The organism is Thermoactinomyces sp. CICC 10522, from assembly GCF_016055075.1.
Taxonomy (GTDB): domain Bacteria; phylum Bacillota; class Bacilli; order Thermoactinomycetales; family Thermoactinomycetaceae; genus Thermoactinomyces_A; species Thermoactinomyces_A daqus.
The window spans coordinates 1-5,421 of the sequence record NZ_JAECVY010000041.1 but is presented as its reverse complement, the minus strand read 5'-3'; the positions used below and the strand labels follow the sequence as shown (position 1 = coordinate 5,421).

Here is a 5,421-nt window from a genome sequence, read left to right as displayed (position 1 = left end):
TGGTATTGAGCCATTGTGAAACCCTCCTTGTTTGGGAATGTTTGCCAACTACTATTCTAACCGAGGAATTTCACCATGGCTCAATTATTTTTCGCAGCTGCCATTTTTACACAATTATACGGACTTAACTAACTCCTATTTGCGATTAATAAAATTCATATTATTTTTATTATAAGGTAAATTTATTGTTTATTAAAGCGTATTAGAGCATTTTCTCATGTATTGCGTTATAGTATTCTTTTCATGGGGGAGGCGGTCAAGGAGATCGACTACCGGTTATCCTAGTAGCAGTGGGCGAGGAGGAGCGACGATGTCCCCGCGGGCATCCTACTGCACGCCGCCAACGGGGTTTCCTTCAACGTCAGCCGCGGCACAGGATGGCTTCTTGATCGGATCGGGCCAAACATGCTTTTTTATGCATAGATCTATCACCTCTAATGTCCGATAAGGCTTATTATTTATAAATAGCCCAAATTGAAATAAAGCCGATTCCTAGTATAGGAACGGCTTTTTTCTGGTTTTTTCTATCCGAAACTGTATATTTTACACGTATCTCGGACTTACCCCAACCAACGGCGCAGCCAATGGCTCCAAACTTCCAAATGAACGGCATCTGCCAAGGGAAGAAGTGAGGCGGATGCTGGATGAACAAATGGCCAGCAAGGAAGAGCGTCGGATGCTGTATGAACTGGAGCAGATCGAGAATTACCCGGTTCAGTACGTGAAGGATTTGCAGTATCTCCGGAAGCTGATGGTGGAGTATCCATCAGTAGACATGTTGGAGGAGATCAAGAAATTCGCCGCACACAAGCTGGACAAGCCCTTGAAGAAGAAATCAAATCCCCGGCTGGCCCTTCGACGAAAAGGGGTACATCGGAACGTATCAAGTCCGGTGGAAAAACGTGAAGACGACTCGATTCGATGCCAAAGCCTTTGAAATGGAGCATCCGGACTTGGCCCAAAAATACAAAAGAGAATCGACTTATCGCCGATTCTCCTTATCCCGAGGTTGAGATTGATTGGACAGAGAGGAATGGCGGTTCCCCTCTGTCCTCCATGATACACCATGACAAACAGGAGGACAACAATGGAGCACATCTTGGAAATGGAACGTTAGCTGGAGGAAGTTTCTTGATCGCTGCCCCTGCCATTACAGGCGGGAGATTTTTGTTAAATAAAAAGATAAAATATTCATGTTTATATTTACATATAAAAAATAAATTGCTATAATAGACTTGCAAGTTAAATAAAAACATAACAAATTAAATGTAAAGGGGACAGGTTCATGATCAATAGCGTCGTTCTTGTTGGTCGTCTCACTCGTGATCCGGAGCTTCGGTATACGTCGAGCGGTGTGGCTGTAGCGAGATTCAGCATTGCGGTCAATCGCAACTTCACGAACCAAAACGGCGAACGGGAAGCGGATTTCATCAATATCGTCACTTGGCGGAAGTTGGCCGAAAACTGCGCCAACTATCTCAAAAAAGGTTCTCTGGTTGGTGTGGATGGCCGTTTACAGACCGGGAAATACGAGAATCAGGAAGGGCGTACGGTCTATACGACGGATGTCGTGGCCGAGAGTGTTCAGTTCCTGGAGCCGAAGGGTTCTCGTGAGGGAACAGGTTCCAAAGATCCTTTTGCGGAAAACCCCATTGATATCTCTGATGCAGATTTGCCTTTTTGACAGACTGACGGGTCCCTCAGTACCCGGGGGACTCTTTTTAACCATAAAGGAGAGAACAACATGAACGCACAGAAAGCCATTCAAGCCGGAGCGTTGACTTTTTATCACCAGATGGCCAAGCAAGTGGCAGAGGAAGTGATGGAATGGGCTATTTTTTGAAGAAGAGATCAAAGGATGACAGGAGGAATTACAATGACCATGAAAATCAGAAAAGTGACGGGAATCGGAAATGTCATGATTCCAAAAGAGTATCGGGATCAGATGGGGTTACAAGCGGGGGATCAGGTGCTGATCACCTGCCAAGACAACAAACTCATCATCACCAAAGTGGATGAAAGGAAATTGGCCAAGCTGATCAATGAATGAGGTGAAGGGCAGCCGAAAAAAGGGGCTGCCTTTTCGTTTTCCTTCCTATCCCTTATCCTCACATTTTCATGTGTCTCAAAATGGTGTCCAATTAGTTTAGACGATTAGCGAAAAAAGTTCACGGATTGCGTCCAAAAACTTCAGATTTCCTAACATACTGGGTTGATATTATAATCTTAAAAATTACTTCTTTAGACAAAAATAAAATGAATCATATTACAAATAAACTGGTATATTTATTTATTATTTTAAATGAATCAATTTTCGCGATAATTGGTTTCAAATGCTTAAAAGCCAAGTCACTGTTTCAACATTTTTTATTGGACAGAGTTGACCCAAGGTCGAGTCTGTCTTTTTTGCTCCTATATCCAATCCTTTTTGGTAGAGAGGGGTGAATCCATTACGGATCATGAATATTCCGTAATGGGAGAGATGAATCAATATTTTTATCGATTCGTAATCGTCTTTCTTTTGACCTTGGTTGGCTTTGGTATGTTGGGAGGTGGTCAAGTTTTTGCCAGTGGGGGCAGCTTTGATGTTCCTCATGTGAATGATCATTTTGAAAAAGTTCAACAAGGGCCGGAGCCACAGAAAGTAGATGGCTCATGGGACTGGGTTCCCGAGCCGATCGCGAAAGCAGTGAATTGGACAAAGGAAAAGGTCTCCAGCGGCTGGAATTGGCTGAAACAAACAGCCGACCGTGAATGGGAAAAAGCCAAGCAGGGGGATTGGCTGGACGGGATCTTGGCATTAATCCTCACGACTTTGATTGTAAGAATAAGTTTTAAAGTCGGGATATTGAGAGGCCTGTGGGATACAGTCAAGGGGATTGGCTACATGATCGTTCATCCCATCGAAACGATAAAAGGGATTGTCAGTGCGATCTATCTTGCACCCTGTTGAAACTGGAAAGGCCATCTGGCGAACTATTTCTGAGTCGTTTAAACGAGATGTCATCCATGGAGACGCCAGCAGCAGGGCGGAATGGCAAGGTTATGTGGTGGGTTCCCTTGTCGGAGCAAAAGGGGTAGATAAACTAGGCAAACTGAGCAAAGCAGCCATGCTGAGCAAAGTTTCCAAGGCGAGCAAAGCATCCAAAATAGGGCAAATGGGTCGTGTCGGTCAAGGGATCAGCCGACTCCAAGAAGGATTGCAAAAACTCCGCTTCCCGCAGGCTGTTTCCAAAGTGAAAGGCACTTTTTCCTCAGTGTGGAAAGGGATTCTCAGCCACAAAGTCGCTGCTTCGGTTATCACCGTAGCAAGCATCACTACTGGTTTTCTTGCCCTTGATCCGGAAGCTGTAGTCCAAGCGTTTAACAAAATCACGGTATCCGCTGAGAAATTTGAAGTCAAATCGGCTTTTAAAAGTGCGGAAAAATGTTTTTCTTACAAGCAGCCAACTCGCGGTTATTTTGCTGCTATACAGTTTCCCAACTGTTTTCATTCTCCAGATACAGGTGTAGGCAGTGCGAAAAAGTCAAGAAAGAGAATGCCACCCGATACCATTAGCCCCAACTTTAAAGAGATAGTTGAAGAAAATGGACAAAAGTATATTTATGAAATTGAAGGAAATAAAAAAGAATTTGTTTCTGTTGATCCGAAATATTATGGAAAAGAATTTCCTGATAAGCCTGTCATGATTAACGGAAAACCTGTTCAAATCCCGATATCAAAAGATGGTTTTCCGGATTTTAGAAAGTGGACTGTGTATGATGGTAAATTAGAAAAAGCTGATTGGTATAAGGGAGATAGAGTTCAATTTAGGAAGTTGAATAAAGAAGTGTATAACAAGATTCAGGTGGATCCCAAACTTAAACAAAATATCAATGACGGAATGATCAATGCAATAAAATATGGGAACGGGAATGGACCTGGTAAACAAAAGTTGAACGCTTTTTTTAATCACTTTCCTGCATTAAAAAAGGAGCTTACTGAAAACGACATTGACGAACTAAAAGATGCAAAAGGGTTGCCAGACCTTACGAAAAAAATTGAAAGTGATCCTGCCTTGAAGCAAAAGTTCCTTGATGCTAATATTCAAGATATTAAAGAAGGAGTAACCCCAATTGGCTTTGTTTGGCATCATACAGAGACTCCTGGTGAAATACAACTAGTTGATCAAAAGGTTCATCAGTTAGGACAACCCCATACGGGTGGAAGATCATTATGGGGTGGTGGAAAGGACAATCGTTAGGAGGGAAGAAATGAGTCAAGAATGGAAACAAGCAATTGAAAAGAGTTATAACGAAGAAAAAGATGGAACAATTGAACGTTTGCATGAAGTACTTCAATTCCCTTATCATCCTGATACACAATGGATCTTATTTCTTGTAGAAGGATATGAGGGATTCTATGGAATACGTCCAATACCCATGAAAGGGTCCCACTCGATTTCCATCGATTCATCGAATCATCCAATTTATGAGACCAAGTTACAAGATCTAGAGTTTAGCTTCTCTTCCGTTCGTTACTTCGATCCAAATGAACTTGATGATGATGAAATCGAAGAATTTGACGAATACGCTGAAAAATATTTGTACGAGTGGTTTTCGGATCGGTTTTTAGAAGCAGGGGGAGATTCATTTCCTGTTCCCTGCTACCTGCAATTCCATGATGGTGGGAAGCGTTTTAACATGAAAACGAAACAATGGGTAGAAGAATAAGAAGGATTTTAGACAATCTATATTAACCTAGATGTTATACACCTCAAACCAAAGCGCCGAATCGCTTCATTGAAATAGCGGTTTTGGCGTTTTTTCATGTACTAAGGGGAACATTTTTAAGTGTCTCAAAATGGTGTCCAATTCGCTCTGATACTATCAAAAACTTCATAAGTATGGCCTGATAGGAGGAAATGATATGTCTCAGGATGTTAGACAGTGGTTTAAAGATGTCGTTTGTGAAAATGAAGATGCATATCAGTTTGAGGTAGAAGATTTAGCTGAAAATTCCGTAGGTAATTGGGGGACGTTAGATTATCTCTCCTTTCTGTGTTATACCACTGCGATAAAAAAATTAATATTGGAGAATGATGTAATCGGCTATAAACAACAATTATACAAGGCTGGAAGATACTTTGAATTGTATATTCTCGCTGAACCGTTGAACGTTCCAAGCCATCCTCGCTATGAAAAGGGGGAAACCTGTTTCAAAGGGACTGCCAATCATTATGGCGATTTATATTCAGCCTTGATCAGCCAAAATACGGAGTTGATTGTTTCCTTAGCGCATTTGCTGGGTTGGCGAGGGGAAGAGGAGGATTTCAAGATAAATGTCAACGCCGGGATTAAATTGACCCACTTCAGCCGGTTTAAAATTGACCCACCCCGGTGCCTCATTTAGCCTTTGAAGGTTCCCCGTAAACTCCACTC

General features: G+C 42.2%; 7 protein-coding genes. All 7 read left to right on the top strand.

All coding sequences use genetic code 11. The annotated features are described in order from the left end of the window. Nucleotides 1-637 precede the first annotated feature (637 nt). Nucleotides 638-937, top strand: a complete 300-nt coding sequence (locus I8U18_RS17385; protein ID WP_198056606.1) for a hypothetical protein — start codon at nucleotides 638-640, stop codon at nucleotides 935-937. 348 nt (nucleotides 938-1,285) lie between these two features. Beyond that, nucleotides 1,286-1,684 (top strand): single-stranded DNA-binding protein, encoded by a 399-nt coding sequence (gene ssb, locus I8U18_RS17380; RefSeq protein ID WP_198056607.1) that lies wholly within the window; start codon nucleotides 1,286-1,288, stop codon nucleotides 1,682-1,684. 192 nt (nucleotides 1,685-1,876) lie between these two features. Further along, the gene (locus I8U18_RS17375; protein ID WP_160173823.1) at nucleotides 1,877-2,050 is read left to right on the top strand and encodes an AbrB/MazE/SpoVT family DNA-binding domain-containing protein; all 174 of its coding nucleotides are present in this window, start codon (nucleotides 1,877-1,879) and stop codon (nucleotides 2,048-2,050) included. Between the two features lie 432 nt (nucleotides 2,051-2,482). Beyond that, nucleotides 2,483-2,953, top strand: a complete 471-nt coding sequence (locus tag I8U18_RS17370; protein ID WP_152568506.1) for a hypothetical protein — start codon at nucleotides 2,483-2,485, stop codon at nucleotides 2,951-2,953. Further along, complete coding sequence (locus tag I8U18_RS18420) at nucleotides 2,928-4,244, top strand: HNH endonuclease (RefSeq protein WP_198056608.1); 1,317 nt, start codon at nucleotides 2,928-2,930, stop codon at nucleotides 4,242-4,244. Before I8U18_RS17370 ends, I8U18_RS18420 begins: the two co-directional genes overlap by 26 nt. 10 nt (nucleotides 4,245-4,254) lie before the next feature. Next, the gene (locus tag I8U18_RS17360) at nucleotides 4,255-4,713 is read left to right on the top strand and encodes a hypothetical protein (protein ID WP_033100340.1); all 459 of its coding nucleotides are present in this window, start codon (nucleotides 4,255-4,257) and stop codon (nucleotides 4,711-4,713) included. Nucleotides 4,714-4,909: 196 nt separating this feature from the next. Next, a complete protein-coding gene (locus I8U18_RS17355; protein ID WP_198056609.1) occupies nucleotides 4,910-5,392 on the top strand; it encodes a hypothetical protein in 483 nt (160 codons plus the stop codon). Nucleotides 5,393-5,421: the final 29 nt, after the last annotated feature.